The organism is Phycisphaeraceae bacterium, assembly GCA_020851465.1.
Lineage (GTDB): Bacteria > Planctomycetota > Phycisphaerae > Phycisphaerales > Phycisphaeraceae > JADZCR01.
On sequence record JADZCR010000010.1, the window covers coordinates 12,777 to 31,518 of the forward strand.

At 56.6% G+C, this 18,742-nt stretch carries 19 protein-coding genes; 13 read left to right on the plus strand and 6 right to left on the minus strand.

The window, feature by feature from the left end; translation table 11 throughout:
• Positions 1-7 precede the first annotated feature (7 nt).
• The 3 genes from IT444_10925 to IT444_10935 form a co-directional block, all read right to left on the minus strand.
• Positions 8-1,084, minus strand: a complete 1,077-nt coding sequence (locus IT444_10925) for a transposase (GenBank protein MCC7193283.1) — start codon at positions 1,082-1,084, stop codon at positions 8-10.
• A 730-nt stretch (positions 1,085-1,814) separates the two neighbouring features.
• Positions 1,815-2,516: a hypothetical protein gene (locus IT444_10930; GenBank protein ID MCC7193284.1), complete on the minus strand. Its 702-nt coding sequence runs from the start codon at positions 2,514-2,516 to the stop codon at positions 1,815-1,817.
• Entirely contained in the window at positions 2,506-3,465 is a 960-nt protein-coding gene (locus IT444_10935) for an RHS repeat-associated core domain-containing protein (protein MCC7193285.1), read from the minus strand. Before IT444_10935 ends, IT444_10930 begins: the two co-directional genes overlap by 11 nt.
• Here IT444_10935 and IT444_10940 point away from each other — a divergent pair.
• From IT444_10940 to IT444_10960, 5 genes are all read left to right on the plus strand, one after another.
• Entirely contained in the window at positions 3,367-3,717 is a 351-nt protein-coding gene (locus IT444_10940) for a hypothetical protein (protein ID MCC7193286.1), read from the plus strand. The genes IT444_10935 and IT444_10940 overlap by 99 nt on opposite strands.
• A gap of 132 nt (positions 3,718-3,849) precedes the next feature.
• Positions 3,850-4,197: a DUF488 domain-containing protein gene (locus tag IT444_10945; GenBank protein MCC7193287.1), complete on the plus strand. Its 348-nt coding sequence runs from the start codon at positions 3,850-3,852 to the stop codon at positions 4,195-4,197.
• Between the two features lie 422 nt (positions 4,198-4,619).
• Positions 4,620-5,705 carry a GntR family transcriptional regulator gene (locus tag IT444_10950; GenBank protein ID MCC7193288.1) on the plus strand — a complete coding sequence of 362 codons (1,086 nt, stop codon included), beginning with the start codon at positions 4,620-4,622 and terminating at the stop codon, positions 5,703-5,705.
• Between the two features lie 80 nt (positions 5,706-5,785).
• The gene (locus tag IT444_10955; protein MCC7193289.1) at positions 5,786-7,750 is read left to right on the plus strand and encodes a hypothetical protein; all 1,965 of its coding nucleotides are present in this window, start codon (positions 5,786-5,788) and stop codon (positions 7,748-7,750) included.
• A gap of 179 nt (positions 7,751-7,929) precedes the next feature.
• On the plus strand, positions 7,930-8,787 hold the full coding sequence (locus IT444_10960; protein ID MCC7193290.1) for a hypothetical protein: 858 nt from the start codon (positions 7,930-7,932) through the stop codon (positions 8,785-8,787).
• Between the two features lie 65 nt (positions 8,788-8,852).
• Here IT444_10960 and IT444_10965 read toward each other — a convergent pair whose 3' ends face one another.
• The gene (locus tag IT444_10965; protein MCC7193291.1) at positions 8,853-9,296 is read right to left on the minus strand and encodes an Rrf2 family transcriptional regulator; all 444 of its coding nucleotides are present in this window, start codon (positions 9,294-9,296) and stop codon (positions 8,853-8,855) included.
• A gap of 121 nt (positions 9,297-9,417) precedes the next feature.
• On the opposite strand from IT444_10965, the gene ric reads away from it, so the two are divergent.
• The 4 genes from ric to IT444_10985 all read left to right on the plus strand — a co-directional run bounded on the left by ric (position 9,418) and on the right by IT444_10985 (position 13,979).
• The gene (gene ric / locus IT444_10970; protein MCC7193292.1) at positions 9,418-10,134 is read left to right on the plus strand and encodes an iron-sulfur cluster repair di-iron protein; all 717 of its coding nucleotides are present in this window, start codon (positions 9,418-9,420) and stop codon (positions 10,132-10,134) included.
• Between the two features lie 107 nt (positions 10,135-10,241).
• Complete coding sequence (locus tag IT444_10975; GenBank protein ID MCC7193293.1) at positions 10,242-11,297, plus strand: MFS transporter; 1,056 nt, start codon at positions 10,242-10,244, stop codon at positions 11,295-11,297.
• A 2-nt stretch (positions 11,298-11,299) separates the two neighbouring features.
• Positions 11,300-11,701 (plus strand): cupin domain-containing protein, encoded by a 402-nt coding sequence (locus IT444_10980; protein ID MCC7193294.1) that lies wholly within the window; start codon positions 11,300-11,302, stop codon positions 11,699-11,701.
• 10 nt (positions 11,702-11,711) lie between these two features.
• Positions 11,712-13,979 (plus strand): molybdopterin oxidoreductase family protein, encoded by a 2,268-nt coding sequence (locus IT444_10985; protein MCC7193295.1) that lies wholly within the window; start codon positions 11,712-11,714, stop codon positions 13,977-13,979.
• Positions 13,980-14,047: 68 nt separating this feature from the next.
• Here IT444_10985 and IT444_10990 read toward each other — a convergent pair whose 3' ends face one another.
• A complete protein-coding gene (locus tag IT444_10990; protein ID MCC7193296.1) occupies positions 14,048-15,154 on the minus strand; it encodes a hypothetical protein in 1,107 nt (368 codons plus the stop codon).
• A gap of 133 nt (positions 15,155-15,287) precedes the next feature.
• On the opposite strand from IT444_10990, the gene IT444_10995 reads away from it, so the two are divergent.
• Genes IT444_10995 through IT444_11010 form a run of 4 tightly spaced genes read left to right on the plus strand, consistent with a single transcriptional unit; the run spans position 15,288 to position 17,861 of the window.
• Positions 15,288-15,932, plus strand: coding sequence for a 4Fe-4S binding protein (locus IT444_10995; protein MCC7193297.1), 645 nt, complete (start codon positions 15,288-15,290; stop codon positions 15,930-15,932).
• On the plus strand, positions 15,929-16,576 hold the full coding sequence (locus IT444_11000) for a Rieske 2Fe-2S domain-containing protein (protein ID MCC7193298.1): 648 nt from the start codon (positions 15,929-15,931) through the stop codon (positions 16,574-16,576). Before IT444_10995 ends, IT444_11000 begins: the two co-directional genes overlap by 4 nt.
• The gene (locus IT444_11005) at positions 16,573-16,797 is read left to right on the plus strand and encodes a hypothetical protein (GenBank protein ID MCC7193299.1); all 225 of its coding nucleotides are present in this window, start codon (positions 16,573-16,575) and stop codon (positions 16,795-16,797) included. Before IT444_11000 ends, IT444_11005 begins: the two co-directional genes overlap by 4 nt.
• On the plus strand, positions 16,794-17,861 hold the full coding sequence (locus tag IT444_11010; protein ID MCC7193300.1) for a tellurite resistance/C4-dicarboxylate transporter family protein: 1,068 nt from the start codon (positions 16,794-16,796) through the stop codon (positions 17,859-17,861). Before IT444_11005 ends, IT444_11010 begins: the two co-directional genes overlap by 4 nt.
• A 64-nt stretch (positions 17,862-17,925) precedes the next feature.
• Here the strand turns inward: IT444_11010 and IT444_11015 are convergent, their stop codons facing one another.
• Complete coding sequence (locus tag IT444_11015) at positions 17,926-18,672, minus strand: AAC(3) family N-acetyltransferase (GenBank protein ID MCC7193301.1); 747 nt, start codon at positions 18,670-18,672, stop codon at positions 17,926-17,928.
• Positions 18,673-18,742: the final 70 nt, after the last annotated feature.

Below are 18,742 nucleotides of genomic sequence, written 5' to 3' on the forward strand. Positions count from 1 at the left end.
GATTCGTCTACGCCGCCGTTCTTGTGTAGTGGCGCAGCAGGCCGCCTAATCGTGATTGGCATACAACCGCTGTTAAGTACCCCGTCATGCTGGATTGTTGAGGTGGTGCCTTCCCAATCGTCACATTGCCGATGCCCTGGTGCGGCCGCACCGTGTTGTAGAACTGCACATACTCGTTTACCACGTACGCAAGGTGTTCCTGCCCAAAGCAAATGAAGTCGTCCAGGCACTCACGCTTGATCGAACGAATCCACACCTCGGCGTAGGGGTTGAGGTTGGGCGATTGCGGCGTCAGTTTCGCGACTTTGATCCCCCGCTCTTCGAGCTTGGTGTCGAACTCTCGCGTGAACTTGGAGTCCCGGTCACGGAAGAGCATCACTGATTCTGGAGCCGTCTGGGTGGCGACCTCCTGGCTAAAGCGCTCGGCCTGATCGACCATCCAACCCGCGTCGGGGTGTATTGATGCCCCTGCCAAATGCACCCGCCTCGTTCCCAGATGGATGAAGAAGAGGACATAACAGGTCCGAAGCCGGAACCCGCTCCAGACCTTCTTGACGAAGAAGTCGCAGGCCCAGAGCGACTGGGTGTGCATCCTCACGAACTGCTGCCAGTTCTTCTCACCCTGCCCGGGGCTGGGAACGTACCCCTCCTCCTTCAGGATTGTCCGCACCGTATTGGGCGCCAATTGAATCCCTAACTTCTTAAGTTCGCCCACGATCCGGGTATACCCCCAACCGGTCTCCCGTGCGATCTTCAGGACTAGCTCACGGATCTCCTCCTTGGTCCTCGGCCGACCCCGCTTCCGCGGAGCTACTCGTAATGCGATGGACTTCCCCGCGATCATCCACCGCGCAATCGTGCGCGGGCTGACGATGCTCACCAGGGCCTGCACCGCCCTGCCTACCGGCCTTGCGAACTTCAAAAGCTTCGTCTTCTCCGCTGGCGTGACGTGGACCCTCTTGGGTAACTTGGCGCGGAGGATCTGGTTCTCCGCCTTCAAAAACTGGATCTGCTGCGCCAAATCGTCCAGATCCGACCGCGCCATCAGGAAGAGCACCGGGTTGAACCAACGGCGTTTCGACATGTTCCGTTCACCTCCACCAAGGCCGACTCGGGAGGTGACAGGATATTTGCATAGCGCTGGCGCGGTCCAGGCCCTTCTTGCTTGGGAAACGCCGCCAGCCTGGCCCGAGCCACCAAAGCCGGCCGGACATTCGACAAGGTCGCCACAGCCCTTTCGGAGCCAAAGGCGGGCCGTTTTTGGCCATGTCAGGGTCAAACGACCCTGACACGCGTAACTGCTTAATAATTAAAATGTTGGCTGTTTTTGTCGGCCCAAAACCCTGACAAAACTGACACCAAAACCGCCATATCAAGGTGTCCCTATGCTGTAGGGGGTATTTTCCAGCGCGAACGGTGGTGTCCCAAGGGTTGCTCGCGTCGCTGTCGACCTGGTACGTGTCCCAGTTGCCCGTCGAGGAGAGCGTCCAGCTCTGCCGCTGGTTCGTGGTCGTCAACGCCGTCTGCGTGCCGTTCAGATCGCCCTTGGCGGCGCTGACCAACCGGTCCAGGTTGTCGTGGCCGTACAGCTCGTCCTTGCCGAGCCTAAACGAACCCACACACGGGACGCTATAGCGGCACGTGGCTTAATTACTTGCTAAAGATCAAGAGCCGTCAGCTACGTGTCAATATATCACGTATACCTTACGGCAAATCGCTGATGTCCATGAGGTCTATTCTCAACCTCGTACTCTAATTATCAGTGATGCCCCGCTTGTCTTCTTTGTCTTCGCCCGTTTTGTTCTCGTAGATACTTAAATGTTACTTCCAGGCTCCAAGTGCTTAAGTCGTTCATAAAACTTCACCGCAAACGGATTTTCCCCGGCGCCATATTGATTTACCATCTGTTCCCACCGATCCCGCCGACTGGCTTTCATCAACTCGTCGGAATCGTTTAGACTTTTCGCAAGATCGACCACCGCCTCGGATGCTTTCCCCATACAATAGAGCAATTGAGCACGTATAAACACCTGCTCTATTTTCATTTCGCCTGGGATTGGGTTCAATTCATTGAATTGAAATGCTTCATCAAATCGATTAGCCGCAGCAAGCACTTCGGGAAGCATAATGATTGCAAGAGGATTGGATGGGTCCAACTTATGCGCTTGTAGCATTGCCGCCGTTGCACGCTGCGGATCATCCACATATTTTGCAAGTTCAGATAGGGCTTTGGATGTCGGGTGCAAAGAAACCGAATGAATTAATAAATCGAGATATCGCCCCCTATTCTTCGGACCCATCTCTAAAGCAAGCTCCAAACTGATAGCTGCTTGTAATTCCCGAGGCAACCCCTCGTGTTTTCCATGGGCATAGCACGTTCGGCAGATAGCTAAGTCTGGTTTCAGACTAAATTGTATAAATTCATTATCATCGTCATCGTCAACACCATATCCACAAAACATACATTCATAAAACCATTTGTTATGATTTGTATTGTTCTCGCCATTAGCCTCCATAGTAATATTCCATCATCATTAATGGATTTGGATCGAATATATTGCCCTCGTAATAATACTCATCTTCATCAGATTCGCGTGGGGTTGGAAGGTTGGGAAATTCTTCGTCTTCCCTGGCCGCATCCCGAATTTCCTGCATAGCTTCGGCGGATGGTTCAAGTAGATGAGGGAGAACCGCCTGGCCCGCTTTGTCATTTTTCATAAGCTTATTTAGATTGTCTGCAATATGAGCTGCTGGCCCAACCAAATCGCCTTTACCCTCCGCCACATTTTTCCGCCACAGCTTTAGATCTACGGATATTTCGTCGACCATCCGCTGATTCTCACCAGTGGCTTCATCACACACAATTCCCGCTAGGATTAGCCCACCCGCGATAATGGCGGCGCCTCCGGCACCTCTTCGCCGCGCCTGCTCTCTTGCCTCTTCAACTCTTGCATTGTTGGCTTGTCGCCAGTTGCGATATGCTCCTCCCTTTTTCTCAAATTCCTTAGCCTGCTTGGTGCTTCCGGACGACCAAGTGTTTGTTTTTGTGTCTAAAAATACATTGCTGTCGGGGAAATACTTCCGATTGCCGGATTGATTGTGCATGTGTGGCCCCGGATGCTCAGGCAAGGAGGGGTTCTTCGTTCTAAAGTCTGCATAACCGCCAGGAGCGTGATCTATATCTACCACCGCTGGTGTTCGCCAGTTATCGCCGTCGAAGTTTTTAACGGTCGCTAGCCCATAGCCATCTAGGAACTGTGTGGGACTTGATCCCACATACTCCTGCAGCCCCATCCCATCGATGTATCCGAGGGGATCACGCTGGAGCCACCTGCCGATGCCGGGGTGGTAGTCGCGGAACCGGACGTGGTACAGCCCGGTCTCGCTGTCGAGGCGGTAGCCGGCGTAGAGGACCCGGTTGTCGTAGTCGCTGGTGTTGTTGGCGTCGTCGGACCAGTCGCTCACCGCGCCGTCCGCGTCGGACGATGGTCGGTCAGCCCGTGGATCACGATGGTCCTCGACCTAGTAGTACTTCTCGTACTCAGCGTCTTTTTTCCAAAGCGGCGCGTAACTGCTCTCCCCCGCGCAGTACTTGCTTCTTTTCTCATCGTCGCCATTGCCGGCGGCTTTTCGTTTTCCGGTCTTCGTCGTGCGATGCCTTGCGGCCGTCCGCGTGCGGTTGCTGCGTCGGATTTTGCGCCGCTTTTTGTGCCGTGATTCGCGTTCTGTGTGTCATTCACCATTCACAGCAATGATCGCACTCAGCTTCCGCAGGGTGAAGCTTGGTGAACCTCTCGTCAGACTCCCTGTCGATCCAAGCCTAAGATTGGATGTCACCGGGAGATTGCAATGAACATCAAATTGAAGCGGGCTTATGAGAAGCCGGCCAAGAGCGATGGCCGGCGAATCCTCGTGGACCGGCTCTGGCCACGAGGGATTTCCAAAGTCAATGCGAAACTCGATCTGTGGCTGAAGGAAGTCGCACCATCAACGGAGCTACGGCAATGGTTTGGACACGATCCGAAAAAGTGGCCGGAGTTCCGAAAACGATATCAAGCTGAGCTGAAAAAAAATCCCGCACTGGCCACACTCAAAACGATGGCTCTTGCAGACGACATCACGCTGGTCTATGGAGCAAGAGATCAAGTTCACAACGAGGCAGTAGTGCTCAAAGAATTGCTGAAGCGCAGCAAGTAAGCCCGCTTCCACCAACCACCTGTCCTCAATGCGACGCTGTTTCTACTAAAAATGGCGCATAACAATTCAGGCATCCATGCCTGTTACGTCACACATCTATATCTAATGTCCGAGATTTCCGCGCGAATGGCTGGATCTGATGAGCCACCCGTGATCCTTATTCCGGCTTTGACTTGTCAGCAACACCACCTATTCAGAGGTCGATTTCTAAGGCTCCCACAGACGATGAACATTGATCAACCTTAAAAATATTTCTTAAGACTTTATTATTCAATAGTTAATAGTAAAATATTATTTTGCGTTTCGTCTTGCATTTTCTCGTATATTCGGTATCTTTACTATAGTTTAATACGGTCGAATACTATGGCAATCTGATGACTCAACGAATCAATCACGGCGGGCTAACCAAAAACGATTTGATCGTGAACGATCTTCGTCATCGAATCGTCAGCGGTGCCTTATTGCCTGGTGATCAGATTGCTAATCGCATTCAACTCGAGGAGACATTCCAAGCCAGCCCAGCAACCATTCAGAAGGCGTTGGATCGGCTCTCGCGGGATGGGTTTGTACGAGCGTATGGGCGGCGAGGGACTTTCGTTGCCAACGATCCGCCTCACTTGTGTGACTACGCTTTGGTGTTCGAAGATCATCCGCAGTCAGGCGGAAAGCCGTGGAGTCGTTTCAACTCCGCGTTGTTAGGGGCTGCCATCGCGGAAGGCCGATCGAGCGAACTTCGTAAAGGTGATGCAGCGGGAAAGTCTGGCCGAAAGCGGCGGATCAAGCTTTACTACGACATTCAGCCGCACGCTGACGTCGAAGATTACCAGCGACTGGTCGCAGACATAAAAAATCACCGACTTGCGGGCATTATTTATGTCACGCTCGACTCGGAGATCACGCAGACAGAGTTGTCCGGAACCACAAACTTGCCGCAGCTTTGTTTGAACACGGTCGAAGCGCCGCAGGTGAGCAGTGTGTTGCCGGATCAGGCAGCGTTTGTCCGCAAGGCCTTGGACTATCTGAAGTCTCAGGGACGCAGTCGCGTGGCGATGGTCAGCGCGGGATTGACCTCTACGTTCTACCAGGTCTTCGCCGCCGAGGTTGCCGCACGGGGAATGACGACCCGGCCATACTGGTCGCAGGGGCCGTTCTTCGCCAGCGCACCGGCGATCCGCAACACCGTGCATCTGCTGATGAATCCGGGGCAGAATGAGCGGCCAGACAGCCTGATCATCTCCGACGACCACCTGGTCGAACAAGGCAGTCAGGGGCTGCTCAACGCGGGGGTGCTCGTGCCTGAAGACGTGAGCGTCGTCGCCTACGCCAACTTCCCATTCCCGCCGACCAGCAGCGTGAAGGTCAAATGGCTGGGCTTTGATATTCGCGACGTACTGACAACTGCCATGAATCTGATTGACGAACAACGCCGGGGACGGCCGGCACCTAAGACCACGCTGATTCCGCCCGTCTTTGAAGAAGAAGTTCATGTTGGGAATGAGTTGGAGTAGGTTTACCGGCAAGAGGATCTCTGGTTTAGATCGCGAGGACCGTGTTCTGACTGAATCATCCAGGAGAAGGAAAAAGAGCCATGAAAAACAAACACCCCCACCCGTTCATCCAGCGTCGCGCGCCATGGATTGCCGCCTTGTCCATCGCAGCTATGTGTACCGGAGCATCGGCAACCCCGCTGACGTGGAACTACGCCTCCAACGGCATCTGGAACGACTCGAGTCACTGGACTCCCGTTCAGGTGCCTGTCAATGGTGATAGCGTCACCTTCGGCGCCACTGGTTCGGGCACCACATCCACGATGGATCTCAACGGCCTGAGCCTCAGCGGGCTGACGCTGGCGGCCCCGATATCCACGCCCCCGACGGCCCCGACGCCGATCGCGCATACGATCGACTTAGGCACCAACACGCTCAACCTCAGCGGAGCGGCCAATATCGTTACCACCGCGTCGGGCAAAAGTGCCAGCGGCAGCCTGACGGTCATCGGCTCGACCGGCTTGTTCCAGGCGGACCTTTCCAGCCTGAGCGTCGGCGTCAATGCGCAGAGTGGAGGCCCCACGACCACAAATACGACCACAGGCTCGCTGGATTTGAGCGGGCTTACCGGCGGCTATCTGAACGTCTCGGGGGCGACCCAGATCGGCTACAACTTCGGCAGCAGCGGCAGCCTGTCCCTCGGCTCAGGCATGGATGTGCTGCTGGGGGTGAACACTTCCAGCCGCGGCAGCCTCAGCGTCGGCTCGGGCTATGTCGCCGAAACCGGCAGCCTCCTCATGGGTGACGGCACATTCAACGCCTATCTTTCGAGCCTCTACATCGGCTACGAAACCCGCACCAATACATCTCCCTCTGACGAAGGCACTGTCGATCTGCAAAACGCCACTGGGGGAACACTGGACGTGGCAGGTCCGGTGCGAATTGGGGACGGCCGCGGCTCGACCGGAAAGCTGTTGCTGGGCGACAACATCAGCACGCAGATCGGCTCGACAAGCTCGCGAAATATCCTGAACATCGGCACGACCCATGACACGGTCTCGTCGATAGCCAGCGAACTCATCGCCGGGTCAAACACCTTCAACGCTTATGTGTCGAATCTCACGGTAGGGCAGGGACTCGTGAGCGCCACGCTCGACCTGACCGACTCGACGGGCGTGCTTGATGTTTCCGGCAATGTCATCATCGCACAGGGCACTAATTCCGCTGGTACCAGCGCCACAGGCCGGGTCTATCTGGGGGACGGGATGGACATGGTCATCGGCACATCTTCGAACCGCGGAACCTTGTCGATCCTCACGGGGACCAGCCCCACGGAAGGAACGCTCACCGCCGGCACCGGGACCTTCACCGCCTATCTGACGAGCTTGACCGTCGGCCGAAACACTCGAAGCAACGCGAGTACCAGCACGCTGCCGGGCACACTGGACCTGAGCCAGATCAGCAGCGGCGTGCTTGACGTCTCCGGCGATGTGGGCATCGGCTATAACCTGGGTGTCAACTACGGCAGGATCAAAGGCCTCGTGAAGCTGCACGAGACACAAGCATCAGCGCAGAACCTCTACGTCGGCGACACGACGACCCAGACGCAGGGCACGCTGGAACTGGACAACTCGATCTTCGCGGTCAGCGGGAACGTTTCTCTGAAAGGGACCAGCGGCTACCAGGGACAGGTTAAGTCCACTCTCAACGGCGAATCGTCCGGGCTGGACCTTGGAGCCTCCGCGACACTGACGGTCAGCGCACAGGGTTTGATTGACATCACCTTCAACTCTATCGGCCCAGGCCCCACGATTTATTGGGGCTTGCGCTGGGCGGGATCGCACTCGAGCGATCTCCAGACGCTCTACACGAACGGCCTGCTCCAATGGGATGACTCGGCACTGATCGCGCAAAGCCTGCCGGGGGCGAGCATCTTCGAGGATGGCGGCTACACGTATGTCGGCGTCCAGTTCATCCCATCGCCGGCCAGCGGTGTGCTGTTGCTGGCGGGGCTGGGGACGATCGTCACGCGGCGGCGGAATCGGTCATCCACCACGCCGGCTTGAAGCACACCGTGAACCGATCGTTCGAGGGTGAGGGAAAGGGATTGTTGCACACGCGGAGTAATGCCCTCATGGCTCGTGATCGCACAGAAAGCCAACCGTCTGTCGTCTCCGAAATTGATCTGCGATTACCAATCGCCGACGGTTTCGGCGCTTTCAGGGGTTCTCGGGGATTCACGTTGGTGGAGTTACTGGTTGTTGTCTCCATCATTGCGTTATTGGTTGCGCTCCTGCTGCCGGTTTTGGAGCGTGCGCGCGATGCCGGCCGTGACATCAAGTGCGCCTCGAACATGAGGCAGGTTTATGTCCTCTCGACACTGTTCCAGAGCGACTATGCCGCGATAATGCCCAACCAGTATTTTCCGCGCTACCCTCGAGGGTTTGACATGTCGGACCCGCCGGATGATCGCGGGAGCGCGTGTTTTTACGGGCACATGCTGATCAACATGGGATATGCCGTCGAGTCGGAGCGGCTTCCTCGCCCCACATCGTTCCCCGCACTCAAGAAAAACGCGATCACCGGAAATCGCCTTTTCGCCTGTCCGAGCATGTGGATGGACCATCGCAGCGGCTATTACGATACACGAAAAAAAGCCCTCCCCAGCGTTTTAATTACTGATGACATCGAGCGGCGCAGTGCTGCTTTCTGGTACGACGTGGGGTACCGCCTCGAGGGAAACACAACCATCGAGTACCACATGTTCAACGGCTATTACGTCAACAATCTGGCGGGTAGCGGGGTTAACTATCACCTTTCCGGCACATATCCGCCCAACCAAGGCGTCTATCCTCGCAGAGAATGGAAGAGCGCTCCGAGCAAGGTGGCGTACCTCATGGAAGATTTCATGTGGACGTCTGGCGGCTACTCGCAGTACGCGGACTGCATCACCCAGTACAACTATGCGTGGGGCGGCTATGGACCGCCGATCCGTCACAACAGCTACCACAGCACCAATATGATTTTCGCCGACGGCCACCGCTGGTCATTCCCCACTCCGACATACATGTACATCTCGAACATTCCATTCAAATTTGAATGATGTCTGTTGCTTGTGCCCACGCATGACGCTCGCAGCTTCTGTGCTGATCGACCAGCCAGGCGGAGTCAGCGCAATACGCTGGATTTAATCTGGAGAGCCGTGAACCGCTGAGGTCTGGTGACGAGGTCCGCCAGCGTGAGCCGGGATAGTTCCGCGAAGAATGCATCCTGCGCCTGCTTCAAAACGCGCTTCAGGCCGCACTCTGGCTCAATGGGGCAGCCGCTGTTTGCCTCGAAACACTCCACCAGGGTGAGCGTGTTTTCTGTTTGACGAACCAAATCGCCGAGATTGATCGATTCGGGTGCAACACCCAGCCGCAGACCGCCGCCCCGCCCGCGCGTACTGTGAACATAACCCAACTGTGTCAATCGCTGCGCCACCTTGGCCATGTGATTGGTAGAGGCGTGATAAGCCTCCGCCACCTCCTGAACAGTCGCTGACTGGCCCTGACGTACTGCCAGAAAAATCAGGAGACGCAAGGCGTAATCCGTGTGCATGGTCAGTTGCATGAAGAGCCCTTGACTCGGATAACCGGCATGTAGTATACTTATTTTAATCGGTATGTTGGATACCGATTTAAAAGGTAGTGGACGGGTTTGCATACGCGGCTAGAGCCGCAGGAGACCAATCATGCCAGTTATCGACGCAGAATCGACTGTCGGCCAGCTAGTGGTGGATCGCCCCTCTCGTTCCCGCGTGTTTCAGAAGCTGGGAATCGACTTCTGCTGTGGCGGCAAGAAAAAGCTGACCGATGTCTGCCGTGACAAGGGATTAGACACCAGCCAGGTTGTGCAGGCACTGGCGGCGGATGAGGCGGTATCCGAGCCGGGCGACAATCAGGCCTCCAGCATGACGCTTTCACAGCTATGCGACCACATTGAACGGACGCATCATGCTTATCTGCATTCCGAGCTGCCTCGTGTGGGAGCAATGGCTAAGAAAGTCGCCGCGGTGCATGGGGCGACCCATCCGTGGACGATCGAGCTGGCAGCCATCTTCGCGGATTTTGCCGCGGAGCTTGACTCGCATATGTACAAAGAGGAGCGGGTGCTGTTCCCCTGGATTCGCAGTCTGGAAAAAGCTGATCGATGCGAAGGCGGAAGCTGCGGCAGCTCGATCACCAATCCCATCCGCATGATGGAACACGAGCACGACAACGCGGGACGCTCGCTGGAGCAGATGCGCGAACTGAGCAAGGGCTATCAGCCGCCGCCGGGCGCGTGCAATACGTTCATCGCGATGCTTGATGGGGTGGAACGGATTGAATCCGACATGCACCTGCACGTTCACAAGGAAAACAACATTCTGTTTCCCAAGGCTGCACAGCGCGAACAATCTTCCACATAAAAATTTCCCCTGACGAGCTGACCGGCTATACCATACAGGAGTGGCCAAGGCTCAAGCGAGTCACGGCAGCGCGCGGTGAGGCCTGCCGTCGGACGCAAGGGGCAATGATGGGACGTGACAAATTATTTGCTGCGGCGACGGGCACGCTGGCGACGCTGATTCTTGCTGCACTGATCCTGCTGGGATCACGGAATCTGGCGCACTTTGATGCGGCACTGGTCGGTTACACCTTCGCCACCGTGTTTGCGACCTTTGGCATCGTGTATCGCTACACGATGTGGCTGCGGCGTCCGCCGACGCGGATGTACTGGCGGCGCGGATGGCAGGTGTTTTTCTTCCATCCGCGCTTTCTGCTGAGTAACCTCACCGAGCTGGCACGCCGCTTTGCGGTCGAGTTTGTCGCCACCCGGTTCATCTGGCGTCGAGGCAAGACAAGATGGAGTGCCCACTGGCTGATTATGTGGGGATGTCTCCTCGCCGCAGCCATCACATTCCCGCTGGTTTTCGGCTGGATTCACTTTGAAACTCTGCCCGGCGATCTGGACGGTTACCGCGCGTTTGTATTCGGTTTTCCGACCTTTTCGTTTCCGATCCACTCCTTGTTCGGAGTGCTGGTTTTCCACGGTCTGGTGTGGGCGTCGATTCTGGTAACGATCGGCGTGATGCTCGCGATGCGTCGCCGAATGATCGACCACGGTGCCGCAGCGGTGCAGCAGTTCGGAGAAGACTTCCTGCCGCTGATTCTGCTGTTTGCCATCAGCGTCACGGGCCTGATGCTCACCGCCAGCTACCGATGGATGAAGGGTTACGCATACGACTTTCTGGCGATCCTCCACGCCATCACCGTCATTTTTACGCTGCTGTGGCTTCCGTTTGGAAAGCTGTTTCACATCTTCCAACGTCCCGCGCAACTGGGTGTGAGCTTCTACAAAGATGTGGGGCGCAAGAGTGAACAGGCCGCCTGCCGTCGGTGCGGTCAGGCTTTTGCATCAAAAATGATGGTTCGTGACTTGATGACAGTAGAAAAGCAACTGGGGTTCACCTATGAAATGGACTCCGGTCATGCGGAGCATTACCAGCAGATTTGTCCCAGGTGCCGCCGAGCTTTGTTTGGCTTGGCGCAAGGCACGTTATGGGCGACACAACACGAGAGCGAGGCTTGACGATGAGTGAACAGGAAGATCGGCTGCGTCAACACCCGACCGAACGATTCCAGTCGCCGCAGCACCACATCGATCTCAAAGAGGTCGAAGCGAAGCTGCGTGCCGAGCCGCTGCCCGCGTCACGCAATCACCGTCAGGAAACGCTCTACCGTCACGGGGCGGCGACAGTGGCGCTGTTTCTCTTTGAACGCGGCGCACAAATGCCCCAGCATGTGGCTGAAGGCGTCGTGACGGTCCATGTGCTTGAAGGATGCCTGAAAATGGTGGTCGAAGGGAAATCACAGACGATCACAGCCGGTCAACTTCTCGTCATGGCTCCAGGCGTGCGCCACGATGTTTACGCTCAAGAGCACACCCGGATGTTGCTGACGGTATGCCTGGAATCCTCGAAGAATTCGCAATAGTGGAGCCGATGTGGCGACTCAACCGGTCAATCAGTTGAAGATCATTGAGGGATTCGGCCCTCATACTGCATTCATGTCGGGAGACCGGTTGTCAACAGCCGTCGAACCCGACGCTGTGGTCAAGACGCACTGTTGCTTCTGCGGTCAGCAGTGCGGCATTCAGTTAAAAGTCAAAGACAACACGGTGATCGGTTTCGACCCTTGGGAGGAGTTTCCCTTTAATCGTGGGATGCTCTGCCCCAAAGGGGTAAAGCGTTACCTCCAAGGCTCACATCCCGATCGACTGGTGACGGCCCTGAAGCGTGATCCTTCCGCACCGGCGGGGTTCAGCGCGATGGGCTACGACGAGGCGGTCACCCGCGTCGCGGGGGAGATCGAGCGACTTCAGCGTCAGCATGGCAATGACGCATTCGGCGTTATCACCGGCGCGAGCCTCACCAGTGAAAAAACCTACCTGATGGGAAAGTTCGCCCGCGTTTGTCTCAAAACCCGGCACATCGACTACAACGGTCGACTGTGCATGGTCAGTGCGGCGGCGGCGAATAAAAAAGCGTTCGGGGTCGATCGGGCTGCCAATCCATGGTCAGATATTCTCAAAGCAAAAGTGGTGTGGATCAGCGGAGCCAACGTCGCCGAGTGCGCCCCGATCACGACTGATTACGTCTGGCAGGCACGGGAGAACGGCGGAAAAATCATTGTCGTTGACCCTCGCATCACACCCATCGCTCGAACCTGCGATCTTTTCCTGCCGATTAAGCCCGGACGCGACATTGCGCTCTTTAACGGCGTGCTGCACCTGATGATCGAAAATGACTGGCTCGACCACGCATTCATCGAGCGGTACACCGTAGGTTTTGACGCAGTGGCGGCGAGTGTCCGCGAATGGACACCCGCTAAAACAGCGGAAGTGACCGGCATACCAGAGCGGTCGATCCGACAAGCTGCGGAATGGTGGGGCACCGCCAGCACCAGCTTTCTGATGCACGCGCGGGGAATCGAGCATCACAGCCACGGTGTCGTCAACTGTCTCGGTTCGATCAATATCGTGCTGGCGTCAGGGCGCATCGGTCGTGAGGGTTGCGGTTACTCCACCATCACCGGCCAGGCGAATGGTCAAGGCGGTCGTGAGCACGGGCAAAAAGCCGACCAGTTACCCGGCGGACGCGATATCGAAAATCCCGCCCACCGTGAATACATTGCGAAATTCTGGGGCATCAACGAACCGGATCTCCCCCACGTCGGCGTCGATGTCTATGAGTTATTCCGCAAGATCGACAAGGGTGAGATCAAGGGGCTGTTGTCGATCTGTTTCAACCCTAAAGTCTCGCTGCCTGACAACAACTTCATCACCAGGGCACTGGAAAAGCTGGATTTCTACGCTGCGATTGATTTCTTCCTCAACGACACTGCACGCCATGCGGATATCGTGCTGCCCGGCTCACTCCAGGAGGAAGACGAGGGCGTTGTCGCCCAGGTCGAGGGGCGTGTCATCAAAATCAACAAAGCCGTAGATCCGCCTGGTGATGCGAGGCAGGACTGGAAGATCATCCAGGACATTGCCGCGAAACTCGGCCGAACACACGGAATGCAGTTTCGCAGTCCCCGCGAGATATTCGACGAGCTGCGCATGGCCTCCAAGGGCAGCGTCATCGATTATTCGGGTATCACTTACGAGAAAATCGAAAAGCAATTCGGTGTCTTCTGGCCCTGTCCGAGCGAAGACCCCAACGGTAACAAGATCGACCATCCCGGCACGCCGCGACTGTTCGAACCGGGAACATGGAACCCTGTCGCCAAAGGTGCGGGGCCTTTTTATTTTCCTGACGGTAAGGCACGTTTCATCGTCGCACCGTACACGCCGCCGACAGAAGAAACGGACGCGGAATATCCGCTGATGTTGACAACCGGCCGCGTGGTTAGCCAGTTTCTGTCCGGCACGCAAACCCGTCGCATCGGCCCGCTGGTAAAGCAGTACCCCGAACCCCGACTCGAATTACACCCGCGACTGGCGGACAAATACGGCATCGTCGATGGCGACTGGACGACAATCGATTCACGCCGCGGCAGTTGCACGCTCCGGGCGCAAGTCGTGACCACGATCCGGCCTGATACCGTGTTTATTCCGTATCACTGGGGAGGGCCTAAGAGCGTGAATCAGTTAACCATCTCCGCGCAGGATCCGATCTCGAAGATTCCTGAGTACAAGGTGTGCGCGGTGCGCATCAGAAAAGCCGATGCACCACCTGCTTACTCTTACGAACGCGAACCACAACAGTAGTTCTTCACAAACCCGACAACTTCACCCAATGGCAGGCGACCGGTCGAGATCGTTTTGTCGATTTGTGTTCAATACCGCGCAGAGCCGGCAATCGAAACGAGCCGTTCGAGTCGTTCCAGTGTTCCGCTGGGAGGAAGCTGATCTCCCGGCGCTATCACCAGCGCAGGGCTGCGATGGCGCAATTCAAGCCAGGCTTCCGCCTGCGCATCGAACAATTGCAGCGGCACATTCGGGGCAAAGCTGTCCGGGGGAACACCGCCGGATAACACTAGTGACGATCCAGCTTCATCGCGGCATTGCCCAGGAGTCAGATCACCCCACGGAGCTGGCGTGACGGCATCGGCAGCATTGATCCCGCAATCCGCCAGGGTCTTGAGCAGCCCGCGCAGACGCCCGTCGATGTGAACGCTCAACGGCTTGCCTGCTTCACGAGCAATCGCGGCAATCTTGCGGTAATGCGGAGCACTGTATCGCCCGAACCACGAAGGGCTCTGCACGTCGGATGAAAGATTGTCAGAAAGAAACATCACCTGCGATGGTCCCTCCGCCAGCATTCGGAAGACCTGAAGATGAGCCACGTTGATCGTTTGAACTGTCTGCTCCACTTCGTCAGGTTCATCCATCGCCAACTCGATCGTCCGCTCGATGCCGGCATAGCGACTGATGAGAAATCCCATTCCCGTATAAGGCGTACCGACAAATGGAACGCCTATATCACCCAACTTTGCGTCGATCGCCCGGAACAGATCCCACAACGGTTCGTAACGGACCCGCTCAAAAGCGTAACGGATCACTTTCAAGTCTTCGGCGGCATTGACCATGTGCTGTTCAATTCCCCAGCACCAGCCTTCGGGAAGCCAGCGCCGCACCTCGCACACTTCGCCGACCGGCGTACGGAGCCGCGAGGTGAATACATCGCCATCCGTATGTGATTCCGCGATGACCTCGGGCGCATGGATCTCGCGGTAGAAGCAGCCAAGGTTAAGGTGGATCGCTATATCCAACCGTCGATGCAAGGCCAGGAGCGCATCGACGCGCTCATCATTGCCGGTGGTCAACGGGACGAATTTGCCGCCGCCGTGCGCCGCGTGCCACCAGGAGATATCCGCCAGCACCGGCACGCGATCGGGGACGCGGCCATGGAGCACGCTCAGGAGACGTTCGCGATGTGTCACTTTTTTCTCCAATAACCAGCGTCGCGGCTGGTATCAGGGATATCATGAGACATGTGCACTGTAGTTGACTGAATTTTACAGCACAAGTCATTGGTGCTTTCAACCAATGACTTTGATGGCTAAATTACAAGCAATGTCTGTACCTGATCATTTACATTTTTACATCGATCCCAACCGCTGCATCGGTTGCCAGGCCTGTGTGCAGGCTTGCGCGGAATGCGATACGCACAAAGGCGACTCGATGATCCATCTCGAGTACGTCAATCGCGGCGAGTCGGTACAGACGGTGCCAGTGGTCTGCATGCACTGTGACCAGCCGACGTGTGCGGAGGTCTGCCCCGCCGATGCAATCAAACGCACCGATGATGGGGTCGTCCAGTCGGCACTGAAACCACGATGCATCGCCTGCGGCAACTGTGTCCTCGGATGCCCCTTCGGTGTACCCGAGGTCAAGATCGACCAGCAGCTCATGCAGAAATGCGATATGTGCTACGACCGCTCATCGGTCGGCAAAAAGCCCATGTGTACCACCGTCTGTCCCAGCCAGGCACTCTTTTTTGGAACCCGCGAACAGATAGAGCAGCTCCGCCCGCGTTCACGGCCTGTCCGGGAATTTCATTTTGGTCGCCAGACGATCACCACCCGCGTCCACATGATGGTTCCCAAAGACGTCCAGAAAAACTACGTGGACATCACCGCTGCGATGGAGGAACGAGCGGCGGCACGCCACGTCGCTTTGAAAGTAATCGACGACCCATTCGCCGAGGTGCAAGCGTGACCAAACCCGACGATCCCCATGATGTGAATACGACGGGACGACCACTGCCGTCATTAACCGATGGTCTGACCGGAGTTCGTCCCGCGACGGGGTACAAGCCCGGCCCTGAACGCGAGCAATACACCATCGCCCCTGACGGCCGCCCGCCTGAACAACAGCCCTCCTGGCGCCGCGACTTTCCCATCGACTGGCCGCAAAGTCACTACGTCGCTCGACGTGACTTTACGAAATTTCTGGTACTCACCAGCTTGGCGTTTACCGTCGGACAGTATTGGATCGGCGTACAAAATTATTTCCGCAGACGACGTGGACTCCCGGAAACGAGAAAGATTGCAACGCTGTCTGAACTTCCGGTCGGCGGCACCATCGTTTTCAGATATCCCGGTCCGCATGACGACTGCGTTTTGATTCGCACCGGTGAAAATACGCTTCTGGCCTACAGTCAGAAGTGTTCACATCTGGCCTGTGCCGTGGTGCCACGACCAGAAAAGGGTGACATCCACTGCCCCTGTCACGAAGGATATTTCGATTTGAGTACTGGTCGTCCGCTGGCCGGCCCACCGCGAAGACCGCTGCCTCGCATTACACTCAAGACTCTTGGCGATCATATTTACGCTACTGGCGTGGAGGCGAGAACCGTATGAGACGGCCATTCACCCGCGCACAGCGATTGATCGTGGTTTATGGAATGGTCTGCATCGTTCTGACCATCGTCGTCCTCCAGCTATGGCTGTTGACTGCCACCATGAATGCTTTTCTGGGCGGTGATGAATCCGTCATCTGGCCTGCCGCTGCGGTCAGTACCGGCTGCCTGATCCTGAATGTCGGCTTGCTGCGCTACCTTTACAGAATGGAGCGTTCGTGACCGCACCCACTGCCGCCCCGCCCACTTCTCCGACATCCTGGTTGGCGGACCTTCCGCCGAATTATTTTGCGATGGCTATGGCGACAGGCATCGTATCGCTGGCTTGTCATGTGACCGGCTTTGAAGTCCTCGCCAAAGTCCTGTTCTGGGTGACCGTCCTGTGTTTCGCCGTTCTCTGGGTATTGCTGCTGACGCGGCTCGTGCGCTATCCCTCACGGATGGCGGCGGATCTCCTGAACCACGGAAAGTGCGTCGGTTTTTTCACCATCGTTGCCGCGACCTGCGTACTGGGAAGTCAGTGTCTGATTGTCGAGGAATCTCCGGCTGTGGCGGTGAGTCTGTGGGTTTTCGGTATCGCGCTCTGGGTCATCCTCAACTACACGATCGTCACCGCGCTGACCATCAAGGAAAATAAACCCAGCCTGCCGGATGGAATCAACGGCGGCTGGCTCCTGATCGTGGTGGCGGCCCAATCCGTCGCGGTGCTCGGCGCACAACTCGCCGCGATTCTGAAATGGACGCATGGCACAGCCCTCTTTTTCTGTCTCGCTGTCTGGCTGGGAGGCGGGATGCTCTACATCTGGATCATCTCGCTGATTTTCTACCGCTACACTTTTTTTCGTCTCAGTCCTTCCGATCTGAGTCCGCCGTACTGGATCAATATGGGCGCGGTCGCCATCTCGACCCTCGCGGGCACAATGCTCGTCGCCAACGCATCACATTCGCCCATGCTGGCGGATCTCTTGCCCTTCATCAAAGGATTCACACTGCTGTTCTGGGCGACGGCTACCTGGTGGATTCCGATGCTGGTCATTCTCGGTCTGTGGCGGCATGTGTATCAAAAGTTTCCGTTGCGCTACGACCCGCAATACTGGGGCGTGGTCTTCCCCCTGGGCATGTACACCGTGGCCACCTTTCGGTTGGTTCAACACCTGAACCTGCCGTTCCTTTCTCCCGTTCCGAATGTTTTCGTTTTCGTGGCGGTAGGTGCGTGGGGCCTGGCCTTTCTTGGACTCGCAGGAAAACTTTTGCGCCTCGGCAAGCCTCGCAGCGGAAGCAACTGAGTTTAATGTGGATGCTCGATCGACTTCCTGCTTATTCCGATTGGTCTTAGTCCTTCAGCTTCCGCTACTCTTCCCACCATTTACAGGCCTGTCGCGGATTGGCCGAGGCGAAGGCTAGCATTGTGTCCACAAACTCACGGATGGAAAAAAGCCGGCTATCCGCTGCGCCGATCTTGTCGCGTGATATCCAGCCGATTTCATCCCACTTCGCACCAAGTGCTTCACGGTGGACATAGTTGTATTTGGCTGATGGATTCTGCGCAAGCCGACGGTTCCACCACATCACTTCAACGACGTGCAGATAAGTTGAGCTGTGATAGTCAACGCCGAGCATGAGTATTTTCCCGTTGGCGGCATAAGCACGGATCAGCGGCGAATGTGTACCGTAAGTCCTCCCCCAAGGTTCCAGATCCCAAGGCGAGATCATGCCCTCCCGATCACGGTGACCAGCGACGAACTCTGCCGCTCCCTTGCCCCGCGCAGCCACGGAGTGAGAATAGTGGTCCGAGCGATAAGTCCCCGGCATGGTGCGGAAATATTCGCAGAGATATCCCGTCGTCGCGGGCGAGTGAGCCAGATCCCATGTGCCGGCCCGATCACCATCGACGAGGTTAAACGAGGGCATCAGCAGCAGGCCGTTCGGACCGATCACACGTTCCATCGCTGCGATTACCGCACCCGCTCCGCCTTCGACCGGCCCGATGGAACGGAACGACGAATGGACAAACAGCGTGTCACCCGCGCGGACGCCGAGGCGTTGCAGGTCCGCTGCCAGATCGTCCACTCCCACCTTGTTGACGGCATTGGTCATATTCGATTCCAGACCCAATCATTTGCCGCTACAGAGCGGGAAACGTCAAGACGGTCGATTCCTCTTCCGG

Excerpts from the sequence above, each read along its gene's own strand:
- IT444_10945 (MCC7193287.1), top strand. The coding sequence starts at position 3,850 with ATGAACATCAAATTGAAGCGGGCTTATGAGAAGCCGGCCAAGAGCGAT.
- IT444_10930 (MCC7193284.1), bottom strand. The coding sequence starts at position 2,516 with ATGGAGGCTAATGGCGAGAACAATACAAATCATAACAAATGGTTTTAT.
- IT444_10975 (MCC7193293.1), top strand. The coding sequence starts at position 10,242 with ATGGGACGTGACAAATTATTTGCTGCGGCGACGGGCACGCTGGCGACG.
- IT444_11015 (MCC7193301.1), bottom strand. The coding sequence starts at position 18,672 with ATGACCAATGCCGTCAACAAGGTGGGAGTGGACGATCTGGCAGCGGAC.
- IT444_11005 (MCC7193299.1), top strand. The coding sequence starts at position 16,573 with ATGAGACGGCCATTCACCCGCGCACAGCGATTGATCGTGGTTTATGGA.
- IT444_10925 (MCC7193283.1), bottom strand. The coding sequence starts at position 1,084 with ATGTCGAAACGCCGTTGGTTCAACCCGGTGCTCTTCCTGATGGCGCGG.
- IT444_10995 (MCC7193297.1), top strand. The coding sequence starts at position 15,288 with ATGTCTGTACCTGATCATTTACATTTTTACATCGATCCCAACCGCTGC.
- ric (MCC7193292.1), top strand. The coding sequence starts at position 9,418 with ATGCCAGTTATCGACGCAGAATCGACTGTCGGCCAGCTAGTGGTGGAT.
- IT444_10965 (MCC7193291.1), bottom strand. The coding sequence starts at position 9,296 with ATGCAACTGACCATGCACACGGATTACGCCTTGCGTCTCCTGATTTTT.
- IT444_10955 (MCC7193289.1), top strand. The coding sequence starts at position 5,786 with ATGAAAAACAAACACCCCCACCCGTTCATCCAGCGTCGCGCGCCATGG.
- IT444_10980 (MCC7193294.1), top strand. The coding sequence starts at position 11,300 with ATGAGTGAACAGGAAGATCGGCTGCGTCAACACCCGACCGAACGATTC.